General features: G+C 61.6%; 21 protein-coding genes and 1 tRNA gene. 10 read left to right on the top strand and 12 right to left on the bottom strand.

Going from position 1 to position 21025, the window contains the following annotated elements; genetic code table 11:
* Positions 1–290: 290 nt before the first annotated feature.
* Positions 291–1187 (bottom strand): alpha/beta fold hydrolase, encoded by an 897-nt coding sequence (locus tag XB14_RS12665; RefSeq protein ID WP_077961858.1) that lies wholly within the window; start codon positions 1185–1187, stop codon positions 291–293.
* 98 nt (positions 1188–1285) lie between these two features.
* Between XB14_RS12665 and XB14_RS12660 the strand changes: the two genes are divergently transcribed.
* The 3 genes from XB14_RS12660 to XB14_RS12650 all read left to right on the top strand — a co-directional run bounded on the left by XB14_RS12660 (position 1286) and on the right by XB14_RS12650 (position 4082).
* Positions 1286–1858, top strand: a complete 573-nt coding sequence (locus XB14_RS12660; RefSeq protein WP_077961857.1) for a CGNR zinc finger domain-containing protein — start codon at positions 1286–1288, stop codon at positions 1856–1858.
* Between the two features lie 229 nt (positions 1859–2087).
* Positions 2088–3086 (top strand): ABC transporter substrate-binding protein, encoded by a 999-nt coding sequence (locus tag XB14_RS12655; RefSeq protein ID WP_077961856.1) that lies wholly within the window; start codon positions 2088–2090, stop codon positions 3084–3086.
* 108 nt (positions 3087–3194) lie between these two features.
* Entirely contained in the window at positions 3195–4082 is an 888-nt protein-coding gene (locus XB14_RS12650) for an ABC transporter permease (RefSeq protein ID WP_077961855.1), read from the top strand.
* Between the two features lie 77 nt (positions 4083–4159).
* Here XB14_RS12650 and XB14_RS12645 read toward each other — a convergent pair whose 3' ends face one another.
* Positions 4160–5068, bottom strand: a complete 909-nt coding sequence (locus XB14_RS12645) for a DMT family transporter (RefSeq protein ID WP_077961854.1) — start codon at positions 5066–5068, stop codon at positions 4160–4162.
* Between the two features lie 152 nt (positions 5069–5220).
* On the opposite strand from XB14_RS12645, the gene XB14_RS12640 reads away from it, so the two are divergent.
* Entirely contained in the window at positions 5221–5694 is a 474-nt protein-coding gene (locus tag XB14_RS12640) for an Lrp/AsnC family transcriptional regulator (protein WP_077961853.1), read from the top strand.
* Positions 5695–5872: 178 nt separating this feature from the next.
* Positions 5873–6796 carry a diacylglycerol/lipid kinase family protein gene (locus XB14_RS12635; RefSeq protein ID WP_077961852.1) on the top strand — a complete coding sequence of 308 codons (924 nt, stop codon included), beginning with the start codon at positions 5873–5875 and terminating at the stop codon, positions 6794–6796.
* Here the strand turns inward: XB14_RS12635 and XB14_RS12630 are convergent.
* Together XB14_RS12630 and XB14_RS12625 are read right to left on the bottom strand one after the other, a co-directional pair.
* On the bottom strand, positions 6733–8262 hold the full coding sequence (locus XB14_RS12630; protein ID WP_077961851.1) for an ArnT family glycosyltransferase: 1530 nt from the start codon (positions 8260–8262) through the stop codon (positions 6733–6735). The two genes, XB14_RS12635 and XB14_RS12630, sit on opposite strands and share 64 nt — an antisense overlap.
* Entirely contained in the window at positions 8255–9232 is a 978-nt protein-coding gene (locus tag XB14_RS12625) for a glycosyltransferase family 2 protein (protein WP_077961850.1), read from the bottom strand. The genes XB14_RS12630 and XB14_RS12625 overlap by 8 nt, the downstream gene beginning before the upstream one ends.
* Before the next feature lie 132 nt (positions 9233–9364).
* Here XB14_RS12625 and XB14_RS12620 point away from each other — a divergent pair, with 132 nt between their 5' ends.
* Positions 9365–10318, top strand: coding sequence for a lysylphosphatidylglycerol synthase domain-containing protein (locus tag XB14_RS12620; protein ID WP_077961849.1), 954 nt, complete (start codon positions 9365–9367; stop codon positions 10316–10318).
* Between the two features lie 38 nt (positions 10319–10356).
* On the opposite strand, the gene XB14_RS12615 is transcribed toward XB14_RS12620, so the two are convergent.
* From XB14_RS12615 to XB14_RS12605, 5 genes are all read right to left on the bottom strand, one after another.
* Positions 10357–11859, bottom strand: a complete 1503-nt coding sequence (locus XB14_RS12615) for an AMP nucleosidase (RefSeq protein WP_077961848.1) — start codon at positions 11857–11859, stop codon at positions 10357–10359.
* Between the two features lie 83 nt (positions 11860–11942).
* Positions 11943–12263, bottom strand: a complete 321-nt coding sequence (locus XB14_RS12610; RefSeq protein WP_077961984.1) for a YnfA family protein — start codon at positions 12261–12263, stop codon at positions 11943–11945.
* A 146-nt stretch (positions 12264–12409) separates the two neighbouring features.
* Positions 12410–12586: a hypothetical protein gene (locus XB14_RS32635; RefSeq protein WP_179119521.1), complete on the bottom strand. Its 177-nt coding sequence runs from the start codon at positions 12584–12586 to the stop codon at positions 12410–12412.
* 73 nt (positions 12587–12659) lie between these two features.
* Positions 12660–12833 (bottom strand): hypothetical protein, encoded by a 174-nt coding sequence (locus XB14_RS32630; RefSeq protein ID WP_034804185.1) that lies wholly within the window; start codon positions 12831–12833, stop codon positions 12660–12662.
* A 233-nt stretch (positions 12834–13066) separates the two neighbouring features.
* Complete coding sequence (locus XB14_RS12605; protein ID WP_077961847.1) at positions 13067–13408, bottom strand: DUF2147 domain-containing protein; 342 nt, start codon at positions 13406–13408, stop codon at positions 13067–13069.
* Positions 13409–14001: 593 nt separating this feature from the next.
* Between XB14_RS12605 and XB14_RS12600 the strand changes: the two genes are divergently transcribed.
* A complete protein-coding gene (locus XB14_RS12600) occupies positions 14002–14268 on the top strand; it encodes a sel1 repeat family protein (protein WP_077961846.1) in 267 nt (88 codons plus the stop codon).
* Positions 14269–14322: 54 nt separating this feature from the next.
* Here the strand turns inward: XB14_RS12600 and XB14_RS12595 are convergent, their stop codons facing one another.
* The 3 genes from XB14_RS12595 to XB14_RS12585 form a co-directional block, all read right to left on the bottom strand.
* The gene (locus tag XB14_RS12595) at positions 14323–15438 is read right to left on the bottom strand and encodes a pyridoxal phosphate-dependent aminotransferase (RefSeq protein ID WP_077961845.1); all 1116 of its coding nucleotides are present in this window, start codon (positions 15436–15438) and stop codon (positions 14323–14325) included.
* 125 nt (positions 15439–15563) lie between these two features.
* Positions 15564–15941, bottom strand: coding sequence for a PilZ domain-containing protein (locus XB14_RS12590; protein WP_034804171.1), 378 nt, complete (start codon positions 15939–15941; stop codon positions 15564–15566).
* 193 nt (positions 15942–16134) lie between these two features.
* Positions 16135–16491 (bottom strand): hypothetical protein, encoded by a 357-nt coding sequence (locus XB14_RS12585; protein ID WP_077961844.1) that lies wholly within the window; start codon positions 16489–16491, stop codon positions 16135–16137.
* Positions 16492–16788: 297 nt separating this feature from the next.
* Between XB14_RS12585 and XB14_RS12580 the strand changes: the two genes are divergently transcribed.
* The 3 genes from XB14_RS12580 to XB14_RS12570 all read left to right on the top strand — a co-directional run bounded on the left by XB14_RS12580 (position 16789) and on the right by XB14_RS12570 (position 20996).
* On the top strand, positions 16789–19008 hold the full coding sequence (locus XB14_RS12580; RefSeq protein ID WP_179119576.1) for a caspase family protein: 2220 nt from the start codon (positions 16789–16791) through the stop codon (positions 19006–19008).
* 189 nt (positions 19009–19197) lie between these two features.
* Positions 19198–19287 (top strand) — tRNA-Ser (locus XB14_RS12575).
* Positions 19288–19952: 665 nt separating this feature from the next.
* Positions 19953–20996: a porin gene (locus XB14_RS12570; protein WP_077961842.1), complete on the top strand. Its 1044-nt coding sequence runs from the start codon at positions 19953–19955 to the stop codon at positions 20994–20996.
* Positions 20997–21025 lie beyond the last annotated feature (29 nt).

Here is a 21025-nt window from a genome sequence, read left to right as displayed (position 1 = left end):
GGAGGCGGGCCGCACGGACCTCCGTGAGGAAAGCCGGCGAAGGCCCGGTCTACCCGAACATGTGATGTTCGGGAGGCGGGCCGCACGGACCTTCGTGAGGAAAGCCGGCGAAGGCCCGGTCTACCCGAACATGTGATGTTCGGGAGGCGGGCCGCGCGGACCTCCGTGAAGGAAATCGGCGAAGGCCGGTCTATCCGAACATGTGATGGACGGCGGGACAGCCGCAATTCCAGATGAACAAGAAGCGGCGCCGGAAATATTCTCCGGCGCCGCTTCCTTTTGTGGCAGGGCTACCAGTTCCGGTCCACGAAGTCGGCGATCAGCGGCGCTATCTCCGGTAGGAATTCTTCCAGGGCGAAGTGGCCGGTCTCGAACAGGTGCAGCTCTGCCTCGGGCACATCGCGCAAAAAAGCGCGGGCGCCGGGTTCGGTGAAGAAGGGGTCGTTCCTGCCCCAGGCAATCAATGTCGGCGGGTGCTCGCGTCGCAACCAGTCCTGCCATTCGGCGTAGCGCGCAAGGTTGCTCTTGTAGTCGAAGAAGAGGTCGTATTGCGGCTGGCGCCGCTCCGGCAGATCGAGAAAATGCTGATCCATCGTCCACCCGTCGGGCGCGATGCGCTCGGGGTTGCTCGTCCCGCCTTCGTATTGCGCACGGGTCATTTCCAGCGTCAGCAACTGTTCGATCCGCTCGCCTGCATCCGTAGTGTCCGGCGTCAAAGCGATGAAGCTCTGTGCCGCCTCCGACAGGCCCTCGTGATAGGCGTTGCCATTCTGCACGACAAGTCCGGCGACCAGTTCCGGACGACGGGTGGCAAGCCGGAAGCCGACCGGTGCGCCGAAGTCGAAGACGTAGAGCACGAACCGCGCCAGTTTCAGTGCGTCGACGAAACCCTCAATCAGATCTGCCAGCCGGTCGAAGCTGTAGGTGAAAGCACCGCCTTCGTTTGTCGACGTCGGAGCGTCGCTGTGGCCGAAACCCGGATAATCGGGTGCGATCAATCGGTAATCGTTGCCGAGCGCATCCATCAGGCGGCGATACTGATGAGACGAGGATGGGAAACCGTGGAGCAGCAGGACGGTTGGAGCATCGGTGCCTGCGTCGCGAGGCACGCTCTCCCGATAGAACAGGCGAACGCCGTCGATTTCGATGGAGCGGTGACGAATGACCGGGACGCGAACGATTGGCATTTAACACTCCTAATGTTGAAGTTTATGCATTAGAATTGCATCGACTTGGCTAATGTGTCAATTGTAAAAATAGGAATTAGAAGAGTGGGAGGTCGATCATGGATGTGACGCCGTTCGTCGGGGAGCCGCTGGCCCTGGATCTCGTCAACACGCGACCACAGATTTCCGCGGAAGCAGTCGACCTGATTGCGGATGGCAAAGGGTTGCGAGTTTGGCTTGAGCTGGAGAAGGATCGGCTTCCAGAGCTGTCTTCGACGGACATGGCGTCGATCTCTGCGGCAGACCTCGCGCCCATCCATTCCGTTCGTGAAAACCTGGCAACTGCCCTTGATCACCAGATGCGCGGCCTCGGCGTGCCGGCGGCCGCTGTTGAAGGGCTCAATGCGGCCATGCGCGACGCGCCTGCTGTCCATCGGCTCGAATGGGGCGATCCACCCGCGCTGACCCGCCAGAGAGCAGGGTCGGCAGCTCTGCGTCTGGCAGCTTTCCTTGCGGAGGATGCTGCAGCGCTGCTTGCAGGCTCGGGAGGCCGGCTGATCCGCAAATGCGAGGCGGAAGACTGCGTCATGTTGTTCGTCGGGAACAATGCCCGGCGGCGTTGGTGCTCGGCGGCGCGCTGCGGAAACCGGGTCCGCGTATCGCGTTACTACCAGCGCAGCAAATCGTCCTGACGCCGGCTTCAACCATGTTCAAACATTAGGAAAGGCACCCGTTGCCGCAAATGGGAAAGTCCTTGCCGGAAAAGCCCGTTAGCTTTCATGGTGTCATCGGCTTGAAGCCGACGGATCTGCAGGCCCTCGGTCCCTGTTGTCTAGAGTTGGACCGAGCCCTGTGACGCTGTCGATCCCCGCGGTGAGATCGGCAGTGCGACGGGATGCACCGCCAAACAAGGGAACGGAAATGAAGAAGCTTCTTGCAACGACCTGCCTGGCCGCCGGCCTCCTCGGCCTCGCCGGTGCCGCTTCGGCCGCCGAATGCGGCGACGTGACGATCGCCAACATGAACTGGCAGAGCGCCGAGGTACTGGCGAGCGTCGACAAGATCATCCTGACGGAAGGCTACGGCTGCAATGCCGAACTGGTGGTCGGCGACACCGTGCCGACGATCACTTCGATGATCGAGAAGGGACAGCCGGATGTCGCGCCGGAAGGCTGGGTCGACCTGCTTCCGGATGTCGTCAATCGCGGTCTCGAGGAAGGCAAGCTCGTCGGTGCCGCCGTGGCGCTCTCCGATGGCGCCGTCCAGGGCTGGTGGGTGCCGAAGTACATCGTCGACGCCAATCCCGACATCAAGACCATCGATGACGCCCTGAAGCACAAGGAACTGTTCCCGGATCCGGAAGACGCGAGCAAGGGCGCCGTCTTTAACGGCCCGCAGGGCTGGGGCGGAACAGTGGTGACGTCGCAGCTCTACAAGGCCTATGGCGGCGAGGCCGCCGGCTTCACGCTGGTCGATACCGGCTCGGCTGCCGGCCTCGATGGCTCGATCGCCAAGGCCTACGAGCGCAAGCAGGGCTGGGTTGGTTACTACTGGGCGCCGACGGCTCTTCTCGGCAAATACGAGATGGTGAAGCTCGGCCATGGTGTCGAGGCGGATGCGGCCGAATGGAAGCGCTGCAACACCGTTGCCGATTGCGCGGACCCGAAGAAGAACGACTGGCCGAAGGACAAGGTCCAGACGCTGGTGACCAAGGCCTTTGCCGATCGCGCCGGCCCCGCCATGGACTACCTGAACAAACGCGCCTGGACCAACGACACGGTCAACAAGCTGATGGCCTGGATGACCGACAACCAGGCGAGCGGCGAGGAGGGCGCCAAGCACTTCCTGCAGGAAAACCCTGACATCTGGACCCCATGGGTTTCTCCCGAGGTCGCCGAAAAGGTCAAGGCCGCGCTCTGATCATGAGCGCCTGAACCATGGCGGCGCAATTCTCGCGCCGCCTCATGTTCGATGTCCGGCAACAGCAAAACAACAATCGCGGCCGGTAAGATGTGAAGGGGAATTGGAATGGACTGGTTGACCCAGTTTCCGCATATGGACGACGAGAGTCTGAGAGCCCTGAAAAAGGCGATCGATGAGGGATTTCGCGGCTTCACGCGCGCCTATGGCGATGCGATCGAAGGCTTCTTCGAGCCCTTGCAGTTTTTCCTCATCCAGTCGGAGCGCTTCATGACGAAAACGCCCTGGCCGATCATCTTGATATTGGTCGCTTTCATCGCCTGGGTGGCAAGCCGCAACTGGAAGATCGTCGCCGGCTGCGTCGGCACGCTTCTGCTGATCGGCTATTTCGACATGTGGGACGACACGATGAAGACGGTCTCGATGATCTTCGTCTGCACCGTCCTGTCGATCGCGATCGGTATACCGATCGGCATCGTCATGTCGCGGTCGGACCGGTTTCAGAACATCGTCAATCCGATCCTCGACGTCATGCAGACCATGCCGAGCTTCGTCTACCTGATCCCCGTGGTCATGCTGCTCGGCATCGGCAAGGTTCCCGGCCTGATCGCCGTCGTCATCTACGCGATCCCGCCGATGATCCGCCTGACGAATCTCGGCATCCGCTTGGTCGACAAGGACGTGCTCGAGGCGGCGGATGCCTTCGGTTCGTCGGGATGGCAGAAGCTCAAGAACGTGCAGATGCCGCTCGCCTTGCCGACGATCATGGCGGGCATCAATCAGACGATCATGATGGCGCTCGCCATGGTGGTCATCGCCTCGATGATCGGCGTTCAGGGCCTCGGCCAGCCGGTGCTGAAGGCGATTGCCAACCAGTACTTCACGCTCGGCATCTTCAACGGCCTTGCGATCGTCGGCATTGCCATCATCTTCGATCGCGTCAGCCAGGCCTACGGTCACCGGCTGCAGAAACACCGCGAGATCATTCACGGCTGAGCTTGTCTTTGAAACAGAAAAGGCCCCGGAGCGGAAACGCCCGGGGCCTTCTTATTTCTGCGCTTGGCTGCGAGCGGTCAGGGCCTGGGCGAGAGAATACCGGTCGAAAGTGCGACGCCGGCAGCGGTGACGACCGCGGCGAGGATCTCGAAGGGGCCGATCTGCTCACCGAGAAGGATGGCGCCGCCGATCATCGCGAGAACCGGGGTCAGCGCCGTGAAGGCGGCGGCCTGGGTGCCGCCGAGGCTCTTCACGGCAAAGCCGTAGGCGACCATGGCGACGAGGCCGGAGAGGATGCCCTGGCTGGTGACCTGCAAGGCGATCTCCTGGAGCGGAACGCTGGCGAGGGTGCTGCCGAAACAGGCGGCAAGCCCGAGATGGATCAGGAACGACCAGATGGCGATCAAGGCACTCCCCTGCAACGGGCTGAGGCCGGAGCGACGGAAGGCATGGGTGTAGATCGCCCAGAGGGTTGCAGCGGTCGGCAGCAGCGCATAGCCGCTCCAGCCCGTCGATGCCGCACTGCCGAGACTGCGGGTCAAGAGGATGGCGACGCCGGCAAGAATTGCGGCAAAGCCGAGCACCCGCATGCGGTCCGGTCGTTCGCCAAAGACCGCGATGCCGATAAGGGCGGTGGCAAGCGGCATCGAGCCACCGAGGAGAACGCCGACGGAGGAGGCCGGAACGGAGTGGATCGCAAAGGCGGAGACCTGGAAGAAGAGGGCACCCGAACCGGCGACCATCAGGGCGAGCAACAGCAGCGGCAACTTGCGCGGCAACAGCCCTGTCTTCAGCCAGACCGGCGCAAGAAGCAGCGCGGGCACGCCGTAGCGGATCAGGCCGAGGTCGATCGTGCTGAGCGCCGTGCCGGCCGAATGCCGGGTTGCCAGAATCCAGCCCGCCCAGATGAGGACGGTCATGAAGGCACCGGCATAGCCGGCGGCGACAGGCGTCGTATTGCCGCGATCGAGAGCGAGCGCAACCATTTGAATTTCCTTCCCGATTTGGATACCACTGGGGCTTTTGGGTCTGGAAGGAAGATTACGCCCTGAGGGCGGAGCATGTCCTTGCGATTTGTGCCTGAAATAGACTATCGTCAGCAACAATGTGCCAATATCAACCTTTGAAGTTTGTAAAAATGCCAAGTCTCGATAAATTCGATCTCGCCATCCTCAGAATCCTTCAGGAGGACGCGCGCGCAACGAACGTCGAGATTGCCGAAAAGGTCAATCTTTCGCCGTCGCCCTGCCTGCGGCGCATCCGCAACCTGGAGAAATCCGGCATCCTGCGCGGCTACAGGGCCGATATCGATCGCAAGGAAGCCGGTCTCGGGCTGACGGTCTTCGTCGAGATCAAGGTGGGGCGCCATAGCCGCGAGAACGCGCAGCAGCAGCAGGAGGCGTTGCTCGCCATCCCCGAGGTGGTGTCCTGTTTCCTGATCTCCGGCAATGCCGATTTCCTCGCCGAGGTCGTCGTCGAAGATCTGCCTGCCTACGAGAAGCTCTTGACCGAGACGCTGCTGGCCTTGCCGGTCGTCACCGACATCCGGTCCAATTTCGCGATCCGCTCGATCAAGACGGGTGGGCCGCTGAAGTTGCCCGAACCGCGCTGATCGCTGCGTTGCGGTAACGCTCGGCCTTCGCCGCGTCGGGTGAAATGGAATAGCCGGAAGTCTCGCGTTCGCGCCGCCGCCCCGTTAAGTTTCGGTAAGGTTCTGGAATTGGCCGCAATCGCGCTTATCTGATCGCGGTGAGCCGCATTGCCGCGGCAATGGAGCCGATGACCCGTTCATGAAAATCAAGGCAATCTTCAATCGTGACGGCGGAACCTTCCGCACGACGGATATGGCCGCCTATGGCCAGAAGGTCGAAGACGTCTTCCATGCTGCCGGGCACGAGATCGAGATTGCGGCGGTATCCGGAGGCGAGATGTGCGAGGTGCTGGAACGGACGTGCCGTCGCGACGATCTCGATGCCATTCTTGCCGGCGGTGGCGACGGTACGATTTCGGCCGCCGCCGGTCTTGCCTGGAAGCACCGCATGCCGCTCGGCGTCGTTCCCGCCGGCACGATGAACCTCTTCGCCCGTACGCTGAAGCTGCCGCTCGATATCTGGAAAGTGCCGGAAGTGCTGGCCAATGGCGTGATCATCGACGGCGACATCGGCAGCGCCGATGGCCGCGCCTTCGTGCATCAGTTCTCCATGGGGCTGCATGCGCGCATGGTGCGCTACCGCGAATCCTACAGCTTTCGCTCAAGGGCAGGAAAGATCGCCGCCAGCACCCGCGCGGCGGTCGGAGTGATTCTCAACCCTCCGGATTTCGAGATCGAGTTCGATGTCGATGGCCACAAGGAGAGCCGCCACGTGTCTGCGGTCTCGGTCTCCAACAATCCGTTCGGCCGCGATACGCTGATGTATGCCGACGACGTGACCGCCGGCCATCTCGGCTTTTACACGGCGCCGCCCCTGAGCCCGCCGGGTGTCGCCAAGCTCGCGCTCGATGTGATGCGCGGCAAATTCCGCGACAGCCCGCTGATTACCGCCATGAGCGGCCATGCACTCGACCTGCATTTTCCGAAAGTCGAGCGCAAGATCAACTGCGTCATCGACGGCGAATTGCTGCCGATGGGCCGCGACGTCGCGCTTCGCATTCACCCCGGCGAGCTCAAGCTGCTCGTCGGCGCGGATCGCGACGGATCGTCGATCCAGAAATAGCCGAAACTGTAGCGATCCTCGAGCGTGCCGTGCAGATAGGGCAGGGCGAGCTGCTGCGGGTCGAGCGCGGTTTCCGGCACGCCCAGCGATTTCAGCGTATCGACGAGTTGCGCCGGTGGCGCTGCATCGGCCTTGCCGTCCTCGCTCCAGACAACGAGTAGCGGGCCGGAGAGATGGTCGATAGCCGGGCTGCTGCTGTTGCCGGGCACGTAAACCTTGGCCCCGTGCAGGCGCGTTCGCAGATTGCCGGCCACCTGCTTGTTCGTGGCCAGAACCATCGCCGGTTCGCGACCCCGTTGCTGAACGACGGTGTCGACGAGGGTGCTGTAGGGAATGCTCAATCTCGAAACCTTGCCGAACCAGGGCCGGACGACCGCGCGGGTCGACACCACGACCAGCGTCGCTACGATCACGAAGCCGATAAAGAGGACGAAGGGCCGGACGCTGTGCGTCGTGTCGACGCCGGACGCCTCGACCTTGAGCGCCAGGTAGAGTGGCAGCAGGGCGAGAAAGAGAACCAGCCACTTTTCCCGCATGTGGGTGGCGCCGGCCACCAGCATGATGACGAGGACGGCGCCGAGACAGATGACGAGCATGCGCCCGACGACGCGAGCCCAGAGGCTGTCTGCGCGCCAGATCTTCGGCAAGTCCCTGCGAAATACGACAGCGAAGACGACGAGGATGATCGTGGAGCCACGGAGCGTCGCGGCAGTAAGCGCGACCAGCGCCTTGAGCGCCTTCGACACGAAGCCTGGGTCCTGTCCCGTTCCCATTTCCTTGAACGTATTGCTCGACGCGGCGCCGATATTCTGAAGGATCCAGGTGCCGTGTGGCAGGGCAATCAGCGCGCAGACCGCGATTGCGACGAGGATACGCCAGTCGAACAGCCGGGCGCGAAGCTTCGGTTCCGGCAGGATCGCAATGATCGCGGCGGCCGGAACGAGCACGAAATTGTACTTCGAAATGACGCCGAGCCCGACGGCCATGCCCGTGAGCGCGTAGGCAAAGAGCGTCGGCCGGGTCATGGTGCGTAGGAAGGCGTAAAGAAAAAGGGAGACGGCAAACAGCGCGGCGACCGTGTGCGAGAGGTCGCGCTGGGCAAGCAGGAAGATGGGCGGAAGAGCCAGGATGCCTATCGTCGTGGTTGCCACAAGTCGGCGGTCGCCGAGGACCTCGCGCGAGGCCAGGCCGAAGAAGAGGCAACAGAGGAACAGCAGGCCGTTCTTGAGCACGGTCATCGTCGCGACCGACGGGCCGAACAGGGCGGTCAGGCCATACTGCAGCCAGTTGTAGAAGGGCGGCTGCGAACCGTAGCCGAGCATCAGGAACTGCGAGACGAAGGCCTGCTCGGACTCGTCGATCTCGAGCGATGTCGAGGCGGAAAGCCTGAGCGCGATGCAAAGCAGGAAGTAGCCAGCAATCAGTGCGATGACCAGGTTCGGCCGGCGGTTGACGGCCTCAAGCATCGGTTTGGTCCCGCTTAAAGACCTGCCGCACGATGTAGTTGGTGGTGCCGTCGTCGCTGAAATAGGTGCGCGCCATCATCTCCGCGAGAATGCCCGTGGTAATGAGCTGCACCGACGACAGGAACAGCATCACGCCGACGATCAGCATCGGCCGGGTTCCGATATCGTTGCCGAGAATGAACTTGTCGAAGCCGAGATAGAGCAGGATCAGCGCACTGAGCGCCCCCGTCGCAAGGCCGATCGAGCCGAAGAAGTGTCCCGGGCGCGCCTTGTAGCGCATGAAGAACAGCACCGACAGGAGATCGAGGATCACGCGGAAGGTCCGGGAGATTCCATATTTCGACTGGCCGTGCTGCCGCGCGTGATGGGTAACCGGCATTTCGCCGATGCGGCTGCTCGGCACGACGCCGGCGACCCAGGCGGGGATGAAGCGGTGCATTTCACCCATCAGCTTCACCTGCTTGATGATCGACGCCCGATAGACCTTCAGGCTGCAGCCATAGTCGTGAAGCCTGACACCGGTGATCTTGCCAATCAGGCGATTGGCGCACCAGGATGGGATCTTGCGGAGCAGGAGCCCATCCTGCCGGTTCTTCCGCCAGCCGACGAGCAGGTCGAGCTGGCGTTCCTCGATCGCCGCGACCATTTCGGGGATATCGGCCGGATCGTTCTGCAGGTCGCCGTCGAGCGTGGCGATCAGACGGCCCGTGGCCGCGTCGATGCCGGCCTGCATCGCGGCCGTCTGCCCGAAGTTTTTCTGCAGTTCCACGATTTTGAGGTCGAGGCCGGGATCGGAAAGGGCCTTCCGTGCATTCACGAGCGTTCGGTCGGTGCTGCCATCGTCGATCAGGATCAGTTCCCAGGGAGATGGAAAATTCGCCAGTGCATCGCGCACCCGCATAATGAGCGGCTGAATGCTGTCTTCTTCGTTGAACACGGGAATGACGACGGATAGTTCGATTGGATGCATGGGAACCGCTCATACAAGCGGCGCTCGCGCTACCGCAGGAGTTGGACTGTGCTTACATAATCGTTTTCTTGCACAGTTATCGGTGATAACCAACGTTCAATCTTGCCCTTCAACACGGGAAATCGAAGCCTGATGACATCGGATTGCGAGCCTGACCGGCGATCCTGGCTCGTCCGCAATCGGATGACACTGCTGTCGGCGGGCGCCGTTGCGGCCTACGCGGCCTTCGTCGAGTGGTTCTGGGGATGGCCGGCGCTCTTGCGCCAATGGTCCGAAATCGGCTTCGGCGCCGCGTCTTCGGCCCTTATGCTGCTTATCGCGACCTATTTCATCCGCTGCTATCGCATCTACGATTACTTTCCGAACGAAACCTCGGGCCGCTTCCTGCCGCTCCTGCGCGTCACGCAGGTCCATAATCTGCTCAATATCATGCTGCCGTTTCGCGCCGGGGAGACCAGCTTTCCGCTACTAATGCGTTCGGAGTTTTCCGTTCCGCTCGCCAGGGGGACGGCCGCTCTGCTCGTCATGCGCCTGCTCGACCTGCATGCGCTCCTCGTCGTGGCTGTTGTCGGGCTCGTCTTCGGCAAAGCGTCGATCGCGCTCTGGATCATCTGGTTTGCAGCGCTCGTCTCACCGCTTCTCTTCTTCCTTCTCAAGGATCGTACAATTGCGCTCGCGCACCGGCTGCTGCCGGCAAAACTCGAGCCGGTCGTCGACGAGCTGGAGGCGGGCCTGCCGGCCACCTTGGCCGCATTCCTGCGCGCCTGGGGCATGACCATCCTCAACTGGGCGGTCAAGGTGATCGTACTTGCCTGGGTGTTGGCGTTCATGGGGGTCGCGCCGCTGGCTGCCTGTTTTGGCGGCGCGCTCGGAGGCGAGCTTTCTTCGGTGCTGCCGATGCATGCGCCGGCCGGCGTCGGCACCTATCCCGCGGCGATTGCGGCCGGTGCCGTGTCCTTCGGCGCTCCTGCCGGCAAGGCGGGCCTCGAACTGCTCGCAACCGCCGGCGTCAACGCGCATCTGCTGATCATCGTGTCCGCCGTCGCAGGCACGCTGTTGTCGATGGTTCTGGGGAAACGTCGCTAGAGCGCGCTCAAGGCAACGCCCAAGCGACGCTTCGACCTCTACTGGAACGAGGTCTCGTAGAAGCTTCTGAGCTTGCGGGAATGCAGCTTTTCCGGCGGCATCGCCGCCAGCTTCTGCAGCGCCAGGATGCCGATCTTCAGATGTTGGCTGACCTGCGTCTTGTAGAAGGCCGTTGCCATACCCGGCAGCTTCAATTCGCCATGCAGCGGCTTGTCGGAGACGCACAGCAGCGTTCCATAGGGCACGCGGAAGCGGAAGCCGTTGGCAGCGATCGTTGCCGATTCCATGTCGAGCGCGATGGCGCGCGCCTGCGACAGGCGCTTGACCGGTCCGCGTTGGTCGCGAAGCTCCCAGTTGCGGTTGTCGATGGTCGCGACGGTCCCGGTGCGCATGATCTGTTTGAGATCGTAGTCCCGATAACCGGTCACTTCGGCTACGGCATCCTGCAGCGCCACCTGCACTTCGGCGAGCGCCGGCAGCGGGATCCAGACCGGCAGGTCGTCGTCAAGCACGTGATCCTCGCGCATATAGGCATGGGCAAGAACATAGTCGCCGAGGCGCTGGCTGTTCCTCAAGCCGGCGCAGTGGCCGAGCATCAGCCAGACATGCGGACGCAGCACGGCGATGTGGTCGGTGATCGTCTTGGCGTTGGACGGGCCGACGCCGATATTGACCATGGTAATGCCGCCGTGGCCCTTCTTCTTCAGGTGATAGGCGGGCATTTGTGGCAGGCGGGGAAGGGTAAAGTCGGTCTCCGGCTTGTCGGCTCCGGCGGGTGTGATGATGTTGCCGGGCTCGACGAAGGCTGTGTAGCCGTTGCCGCCTTCCGCCATCTGCTGGCGGGCCCAGGCGCAGAACTCGTCGATGTAGAACTGGTAGTTGGTAAAGAGCACGAAGTTCTGGAAATGATTGGCGTTCGTCGCCGTGTAGTGGCTGAGCCGCGCCAGCGAATAGTCGATGCGCTGCGCCGTGAATGGCGCCAGCGGCGACGGTTCGCCCGGACCCGGCTCGTATGAGCCGTTGGCGATTTCGTCGTCCGTGGTCGTCAGGTCGGGCGCGTCGAACAGGTCGCGCAAGGGGATGTCGATGGTGCTCGCTGCCGACGCTTCGACATGGGCCCCTTCGCCGAAGGCGAAATGCAGCGGGATCGGGGTGGCCGATTCCGAAACCGTGACGCCGAGACCATGATTGCGCGTCAACAGTCCGAGCTGTTCCTTCAGATAGTGCCGGAAGAGCTTCGGCCGCGTGATCGTCGTCGTATAGACGCCGGGTGCGCTCACATAACCATAGGAGAGACGGGAATCGACATGGCCGAAGCTGCTCGTTTCGATGCTGACCTGCGGGTAGCAGGCGCGATAACGGGTCAGCGGCTTGTCGGTCTTGCCCAGCCCCTCGAAGGCTTCGCAGAGGAACCGGGTGTTGCGCTCGTAAAGCGCTTCAAGGCAATCGACGGCGGCCGCAGGATCATCGAAATACTGCGGCTCGAAAGGTTCGGGCGTTGCGGTGGAAAGCACGGAGTGTGAAGAGATTCGCTTGTTCATGTCGCATTATAGGCTGCGGCTTCTGACAAGCAAACGACAAGATGGCGGCGTTCACAACCGCGAGGCGATCTCGGGCCTGACGTTCAACGCGGGCCGGCAAGGATGATCGCGCTGCCGATCAGCGCAACGGTCATGCCGGTCAGATCCCAGCGGTCCGGCTTGACGCCTTCCGCCAGCCAGAGCCAGATCAGCGACGCGGCGATATAGACGCCGCCATAGGCCGCATAGGCACGGCCCGCGGCTTCGCTGTCGATCAACGTGAGCAGCCAGGCAAAGAGCGCCAGCGACGCCATGCCGGGAACGAGCCAGAGGGCCGATTTGTCGAGCTTCAGCCACGCCCAGAAGGCAAAGCAGCCGGCGATTTCGGCAAGGGCGGCGAGGGCGTAGATGAGATATGCAGGCATCGGTTCGGGTCTGGCGGCCTTGGCTGTGACGAATCCTCTTGGAGCACGAGGATAGGAAAGCGGCGCGATGACGCGCAAGCCGACCGAATACAAAAGGGCGCAAAACGCGCCCTTCTCAACTCATGGCTCCGGTTCGTCGCGGTGCGTCAGGTCATGGCCTGACGCTGCAGCGTGACGAAGAGGACCAGGCCGGCGCCCTGCTTGCCGATACCATTGCCGCTCGCCTTGGAGTAGGCGAGTGCCCCGACCGGTGCCATCAGCAGGCTGGCGAGCGCCAGCACCCGCAGCGATAGAAACGCGGAAGTCGAAAGTGCTGCCAGCATGTTCGTCTCTCCATCGGATCACGAGGTGATCGGTTTCGGTTTGGGGCCTCGGAACTTGCGTCGGCCTGCTGCGTTAGAGCTTGGCCTGGCAGTACTGTGCCGTGTGGGCGGTGCAATCCGTCAGCGAACCAAGGTACGTGTTGCTGCGGCGACGTTCGGTATCTGCGCTGACTGCGGCGGCAAGGGTGACAGCGAAAACGACCATCAGAAGGCTGATGATGGTGAGGCGCCGAGCGAGGATATCCATGGTTCTGTCCGTTGTTTGGAGGCAGGTTCAAATCGATTGAGTGTGTTTTCGCACACCCAAACTGAATTGATGCTGAGATGTCCGTTCATCTGGCGTTCATCTTCGGTTGAGCAGCGGCCAAGATGCACGGTGGTCGTGAAACGCTCTGATTGTCGGCGGGAAGGCGGCTCCCATGCAAAAAGGGCGGCCACTGGCCGCCCTCAATTCTCCCCTTGTCCGCGATGCTTGCCGTTTTAGAGGCGTGTCCAGGTCTGCGACTTGCACAGTACTTTCAGCACGCAGCCCTTCATCTTCAGCGAATTGCCGTTGACCGCGCCCGAGCCGCTATAGGTCTTGTCGGTATCCGGATCGGTGATCTCGCCGGAATAGCTGCCGTCGGTGCCGGCGAGATTGCCGATGCGCTTGCCGGCGTGCTTGCCGGTCTTCAGCGTCACGCAAAAGGCGCCGCCGCAGGGTGCAATTTCCGCCGTAGCGCCGCTCGCCGTCTTCCAGTTACCGACGATCGGTTCCGCCGCCGTCGCCGTTCCGGCAATGCCGAGAGCCAGCGTCGCGGTGATGAGCAATGTACGTAGCATCAGTGTCCTCCAGATCGAGGCTGCCGGCGTGGTCCGCTCCGCCGGCAGCTCTAGATGTCCTCGTGTGATAAGGCAGTCTCCTCACCGCCGCGGGCACGATAGCTTACGCGCACGTAAAGGTAAACAAGCCGAATCGCGGCTTTCGCTGCTTTTCCTGGCCGGTTTTGAGCGCTTCTTGCGCAAGGAATTGCGCGGACTTTGCTGGCGCCGATCTTTTCGTGGTTAGCGATTGGTTGAAATCGCGGGTTGAATTTTTCGTAAATTTTGAGGCGAATGCACCGGATTCCCGGCCTTCCGATGTTTAACAAAAACTCAAGTTTACCAAGCGTTTGAACTTTGTTTGTCGCAAATTAAGCATGCATTTTAAGCGCCCATTGAAGCGCCTGCTGCATAGTGAAGCCATAAGACGAGCGGAACGAAACGCTCCGAAAAACCACCGAGGACGACACCGCAAAAAGACGGCGCGCTTCGGAAAGGCCCGCAAAGAGGCAAGGTCGAACAGGGACCAAAACAAGTGCTGATCTGGAGCATGGTCCGCCCCAAACGGGCGGGCCGCTTCGGAAAAACCAACCAGGCAAGACAGGGACACGACAATGGCACGCTTTGATATGCAGATTGCTTCGGATGCCGCGATGGGTGGTGACAACCAGGCGGAAATCTTTTGCGACATGGGTCTGGCCTACGCGACCGGACACGGCCGTCCGGTCGATCTGGTCGCCGCCCACAAGTGGCTGAACATCGCGGCGATCAAGGGCTGCGACCGCGCCGTCGACCTACGCGCCGACCTGGCGATGACGATGAGCAAGTCGGATCTCGCAGCGGCACTGCGCGCCGCTCGCGAATGGATGACCATTCACTGATCGGACGGGCGGCGCCACAGGTGGCGCCGCGGAATGCGGGAACTTGAAACCGCCTCAGGCGAGTTTCTTCAGGACCGCGGGCAGGGCAGCCTCGAGCAGCGCCATCTCCGCTTCCGGCCCGGTGCTGATCCGGATGCAGCGATTGAGGGGTGCGACCCCCGGCATGCGGATAAAGATGCCATGGTCGCTCATCAGCGTATCGACGATCGCGCGGGCGTAAACCGCGTCCCGGCCGCAGTCGACCGCCACGAAGTTGGTGGCGGAGACGAGCGGCGCAAGGCCATTTTCCATGGCGATGGCGGCTATGCGCTGCCTTGATGCTTCGATCTTGGCCGTCACTTCCTTTAGATAGTCCTGGTCCGCGAGCGCGGCGATTGCCGCGGCGACCCCGATCCGGTTCATGCCGAAGTGGTTGCGGATCTTGTCGAAGGCCTCCGCCGTGCCGGGCGTGCTGACCACATAGCCGACCCGCGAACCGGCAAGCCCGTAGGCCTTAGAGAACGTGCGCGTGCGCACCACATTCGGCATGTCGATCAGGGCATCGATCGGCGGCAACGCATCGGCCGGCGCCGTTTCGCAATAGGCTTCATCCAGAATGAAGAGCGTCGTCTCGGGCAGGGCCTTCGCGAACTCGATGATGCGTTCGGCGGGCCACCAGCTCCCCATCGGATTGTCGGGATTGGCGAAATAGACGAGTGGCGCGTTTTCCCGCTTTACCGCCGCCAGCAAGCCGTCGAGATCTTCCCTGTCGCCGGCATAGGGCACCGTGACCAGCCGGCCGCCATGGCCGACGACGTGGTAGTTGAAGGTGGGATAGGCCCCGAGCGAGGTGACGACCGGCATGCCCGGCTCGATGACCATGCGCACGATCTGGCCGAGCAATCCGTCGATGCCTTCACCGATCGCGAGATTGGCTGGCCTGGTGCCGAGATTGGCGGCAAGCGCCTGCTTAAGATCGTGATTCTCGGGGTCGGCATATCTCCAGGTTCCGCCAGCCGCTTCCCTGATCGCCGAAAGCACGCTCTCGGCCGGACCGAAGCCGCTTTCATTGGCGCCGATGCGCGCTGCGATCGCGCGCCCGCGCTGGCGTTCGATTGCCTCCGGCCCGACGAAGGGGATGGTGGATGGAAGGGATTGGATGAGCGGCGTGAAGCGAGAGAATGCGGACATGCTGAAGAAGGGCCCCGTTCGAATGACGTATGGGGAACTTATCGCATGCTTCGGCAATTCGGAATCGCTCCCGCAAGAAAAGCTGCCGGAAATCCGGTGCCTTTCGGTTTGCGGTAGGAGTTGACCTACCGCCGCGGCTTTGCGTTCTTGACCTGCCCGGTGAAGAACTCTTGCCGGATGATCTCCCTCAGCAGGGTCTGCTCGATCGGCTTGATGAACTGGACGCCGATGCGCTCGCCGTTGCGATAGACCTCGGCGCAGCCGATCCGAAGCGATGTGCCGACGATATGCAGATAGTAATGCTGCGGCAGGCCGATATTGGTGTCGACGGCAAAGCTGGCGCCGCCGCGCGATATGTCGATCATGCGACAGGATCGCACCGAGACGCTACCGAGCCCCGGCTGCACGGCGGTCAGCGTGCCCGCATGGCCGATGTTGAAACGCTCGTAGCGCCGCTCGTAAAATGGCGAGGGGACGCAGGAATACATGGTCTGGTTCTGCATGCGTCTTTCTCCGCCAGTGCCGGGTCGGACGGCACGATCAACCTGTGACCGCATTCGTGGACCCCGGACAATTCATTTGTCCCACATCATATCGGTGGGCGATTTCCACCGATGCTAGAATCAGTTTTGCAGAAGAAACTTGCAATCCCCTGAAATCGATCACTAAAAATCTAATGTCGCGTTGCCAAGGAAATTAAAGTCCGCCGCTGGAAAATTGCATGCGGATCAGGCGTCTCAGGAAATCGGGCGAAAGCAGCATATTGAAACGCACGCCGAGTTCCGTGCCCTCGCGGTAGACCTCGGAGCTGCCGATTTCCTCCTTGAAGCCCTCGATCTCGAGAAAGAAGTGTTTCGGCAGCGGGATCGTCGCATTGAAGTCGAGCATGGCGCCGGCAATCGAGATATGGCGCAGCAGGCACCGATACTTTGTCTTGGCCTTCAGGTGCTGGCCAATGACGAGGATCCGGCACGGCCGCTCGATGAAATAATGCTGATGGGTCGTGGCGAGCTGGCCGGGCTTTCCCTCGGCGACATGCATCTTCATCGACATGGCAAGCTCCGTATCAGCGCAGCCCTCGGCAGATCTGTGGTGTACTTGGCGGTTTCGCCGCTTCGCCACCGTGATTGAGCTAAGCACGCCGACTTGCTTCGACCTTGTGCCATCGGCAGACGCCTTCGCTAAATTATGGCATGCGCGTACATTGAAAGCCCCAACCTCATACGTAATACTTTCGTCAGACATGACGGAGGCGCCGATGGCCGCTTCCGAGGGCAATCGGGCGAGGCGTCGTCGAATCGTTCAAGCTGGGCAAGGCGGATAACGATGGTCGGCGCCGGAGGGAATGGCATGGCCTTGGGGCTTACGCGGCGGTGGCTGCCGCTTTCAATCATCTGTGTGGCGCTGCTTGTGTCGATGCCATCAGGGGCATGGGCCGCAAAGCGAGTCGCGCTCCTGATCGGCAACGAGAAATATGAAGCGACCTCGCCGCTCAACAATCCCGCCAACGACGTGAAGCTGATGAAGGCTTCCTTCGAGGACGCCGGGTTTGATAAGGTGACGACAGTGCACGACGTCGGTCGCCAGGACATGGTCAAGGCGCTGCGCGACTTCGAGGATCTGGCGACCGGCGCCGAAGTCGCGATCGTCTATTACTCCGGCCATGGCATGGAGATGAACGGCGAGAACTTCCTGCTTCCCGTCGATGTGCAACTGAAGACGGACAAGGACGTCGAGGACGAGGCGATCGGTCTCGACCGGGTTCAGCGTTCGCTGGAAGGCGCAACCAGGCTCAAGCTCGTCATTCTCGACGCCTGCCGCAACAATCCTTTCGAGCAGAGCATGACCCGTTCAATATCGACCCGGGCGGTTTCGCGCGGGCTGGCGCGCGTCGAGCCGGAATCGGCCGATCTGCTCGTCGCCTTTGCTTCGAAGGCCGGCACGGTCGCGCTCGACGGGGAGGGCAAGAACAGCCCCTTCGCGACAGCCCTCGCCAAGTATCTGACGGAACCGGGTGTCGATGTCCGCATCGCGCTTGGCAAGGTTCGCGACGAAGTGGTGTCGGCGACCAATCGCGGCCAGGAGCCGTTCGTCTACGGTTCGCTCGGCGGCGCCCAGATCTTTCTCAATATCAAAGAGGTGAACATCAACGTCACCAACAATGGCGGACAGCTGTCGCCCAACAGCCAGTCGGAGGCAGCTGCCGACTGGCAGAACATCCGCGATCTCGCCGACAAGGACCTGTTGACGGCTTTCCTCGCCAAGCATGGCTCGGACCCGGTCTACAGGATGCTCGCCGAAAAGAAGCTGAAGCTTTTGACCGAGACCGAGCAGACGTCGAACGTGACGCCGGACGAGATTGCCTGGGAAGCCTTGAAGCAGTCGACGGATGCGGCGGCGCTGACGCGCTTCATCGAGCGCTATCCCGACAGCAAGCACAAGACCGAGGCCGAGCAGCAGATTGCAGCGCTCGAGCCGCAGAAAGGCCTCAACGTCTCGCCGACCGGCAAGGACACCCAGGCTTCGCGCGATTGCTATCTGCTCGCCGGCGAACCGCAATCGATGCCCGGGTTCCTCGGGGTCAACTTCCTGAAGCTGGACGCCGAGAGGGCTCTGACGGCCTGTGCCCAGGCCGTCAACGAAAACCCTGACGACATGATGCTCGTCAACATGCTGGGCCGGGCACAGGACGCCGGACGCAATTATGTCGAGGCGCGGCGCAACTACCGGAAGGCGGCCGACGGCGGCAACATGTATGCGCTGACCAATCTCGCCTGGTTTTCGGTCTACGGCACCGACGGGCCAGTGGATGTCGACCAGGGTAGGCGCATGTTCGACGAGGCGGCGCGCGCCGGCAATGCCTACGGGCAGGCGTCGCTGGGCTGGCTCTATCGCGAAGGCTATGACGGCATTGCGCAGGACTATGCCGAGGCCGCGCGGTGGTATGAACTGGCCGCCAACCAGGGCTACGCCAACGCCATGGCGACGATGGGCTGGTTCTATCGGGAAGGCCTCGGCCGGCCGAAGGATCTCGGGCAATCGCTTGCCTGGTATAAGAAAGCAGCCGAAAGCGGCGACACCAACGCGATGTCGTCGCTGGGCTGGGCCTATCAGAACGGGCTGGGGACCGAGCAGAGCTACCCGGAAGCCAAGGTCTGGTACGAGAAGGCGGCCAACATGGGTGATTCCTATTCCATGGCGCTGCTTGGCTGGTTCTACGATATCGGTAACGGTGTCGCTCAGGATTATGTGCAGGCCCGCACCTGGTACGAGATGGCCGCCAACGCCGGCAGCGCCTATGCGATGGGCAACTTGAGTCGCCTGTATGATTACGGTCTCGGCACCAAGGCTGACGCCAAGGAGGCGGTTCGCTGGGCGGCTGCCAGCATTGAGGGCGGCGATCCGGCCAAGCTCGATGAGGTGAAGAACCAGCCCAACAACTTCACGCCTGCCTTTCGCAAGGAAATGCAGAACCTCTTGAAGGACCGTGGATATTATGGCGGTCCGGTCGACGGCGACTTCGGCGCGGCGACCCAGCAGGCGATCGAGCGCCTTGCGCGCAAATCGTAAGCGTAAAGCGGCTGCGTCGATAGGGAATCGCGCCGCCGCATTCTGCGGCCCCTCCTCAAGGAAACGGGCGCCAACGGGATGCGGCGCGGCAGGCGCTGCCGATCGGCCCACACGAAAATGCGAGGAATTCCCGTAAACCGACAAAAAAATCTTGCATTGGCCGAAGAGTGACACTAGTCAGGCGCTAACGGAGAGGTGGCCGAGTGGTCGAAGGCGCTCCCCTGCTAAGGGAGTATACCGGAAACGGTATCGAGGGTTCGAATCCCTTCTTCTCCGCCATATCCTCAAACATCTGCATTTCTCAAGCCTTACCCGTCGGGCCGGTCTCTGATCGCGGCGCGGGCTCTCTCGACAGAATTTCCATTCGCTCTGGTTCGTTGGCCGTGTCGGCAACGGTGTTGGTCACCGGCGCATCCTTGATGCTTCGCGGTGGCCAATCTCGCAGGGTTCAGAATCACCTGTGCGGCCCGGTTCGCGAATCTCTGTGTCGATTCTGACGATTCTTCACGTCTCCACCTTTTCTTCACGATACGCTTTTTGGGAGAGAATGCTGTTTTAGGCATTGGAGGGACCTTCTGAATCGAAGTCCTTGCCCGGCTTTTCCCCTGTTTTGGGCGGCTTTTTGCCTCTTTCTGAAACAGGCCACCCCTGCATTCCTTATGCTAACCCCCCGTCACTAAAGGGTTTTCTTAATGGTTTGTTAATTTTCTCCGGGGGTCTGAGGCGTTTTTGTGTCGTTTCAGCAACAGGCCACGGCGAAGGGCGATGCAAAGGACGTGATCTCGCCAGTTGGACGTTGCGCCGATGATCCGGTCTTGTATTTTCAACTCCGGAAGCAAGGGCGGTTGATCGTCCGACTTCTTGAACGTTGGGGATGGGGCAGGGAAAGCTGTCCTTCAGCAAAATACCCAGACCCGTTTGAAACTTTTGACTGGAGGTCAGAAATGAACATCAAGAGCCTTCTTCTCGGCTCCGCTGCTGCTCTCGCAGCAGTCTCCGGCGCACAGGCAGCCGACGCAATCGTCGCAGCCGAGCCGGAGCCCATGGAATACGTTCGCGTTTGCGACGCTTTCGGCACTGGCTACTTCTACATCCCGGGCACCGAAACCTGCCTCAAGATCGGTGGCTTCATCCGCTTCCAGACCTCTTTTGGTCGTGACGCTGCTGACAGCCGTTGGAACCACGAAGACCACGACGGTCAGTCCACGTCGGACTGGGATTCGTTCTCGCGCGCTTACATCTCGTTCGACGCCAAGAGCGACACCGAGTACGGCACGCTCACCGGCTTCTTCGCCGCTGAATTCAACGCCGACAACGACACCGACGATGGCGACAGCCTGATCGACGTTGATGAAGCCTACATCCAGCTCGGTGGCCTCAAGGCCGGCTTCTTCTACAACTGGTGGGATAAGGGCCTGAACGGCGAAACCGACTCGCTCGGCAACTTCACCGAATTCAACTCGATCGCCTACCTCTACGACGGCGGTTCGTTCCAGGCCGGTATCTCGGTTGACGAACTCGAAGGCGCTCAGACCACCAAGTCGAACGGCGTTGGCGTTTCCGGTATCGTTTCGGCTTCGCTCGGTGGCGTTTCCTTCGACCTGCTCGGCGGTTACGACTCTGAATTCGAAGAAGGCGCCATCCGCGCTCTGCTCTCGGCTGACCTCGGCCCGGGCGTCTTCCAGGTCGCTGGTATCTGGGCTTCGAACCCGAACGCTTACTGGGAAAAGTCTGAGTGGACCGTTGCTGCGTCTTACCGCTTCAACGCCACCGACAAGCTCGCCATCACCCCCGGCGTTCAGTACTTTGACAACCTGAGCAACGGTTCGCTCACCGACTTCAGCAACGACGATGCATGGCGCGCTGGCGTCACGCTCGACTACAAGATCACCGAAGGTCTCGCGACCCGCGTCTCGGTTCAGTACGAAGACGAAGACAACGGCGACGATCAGGTATTCGGCTTCGTCCGCCTGCAGCGCGACTTCTAATATCGTCTGACTTCGGTCAGAAGAGAGAA

The organism is Ensifer adhaerens (assembly GCF_002007205.1).
In the GTDB taxonomy this organism is placed as follows: domain Bacteria; phylum Pseudomonadota; class Alphaproteobacteria; order Rhizobiales; family Rhizobiaceae; genus Ensifer; species Ensifer adhaerens_D.
This window is presented reverse-complemented; position numbering and strand designations above follow the sequence as displayed.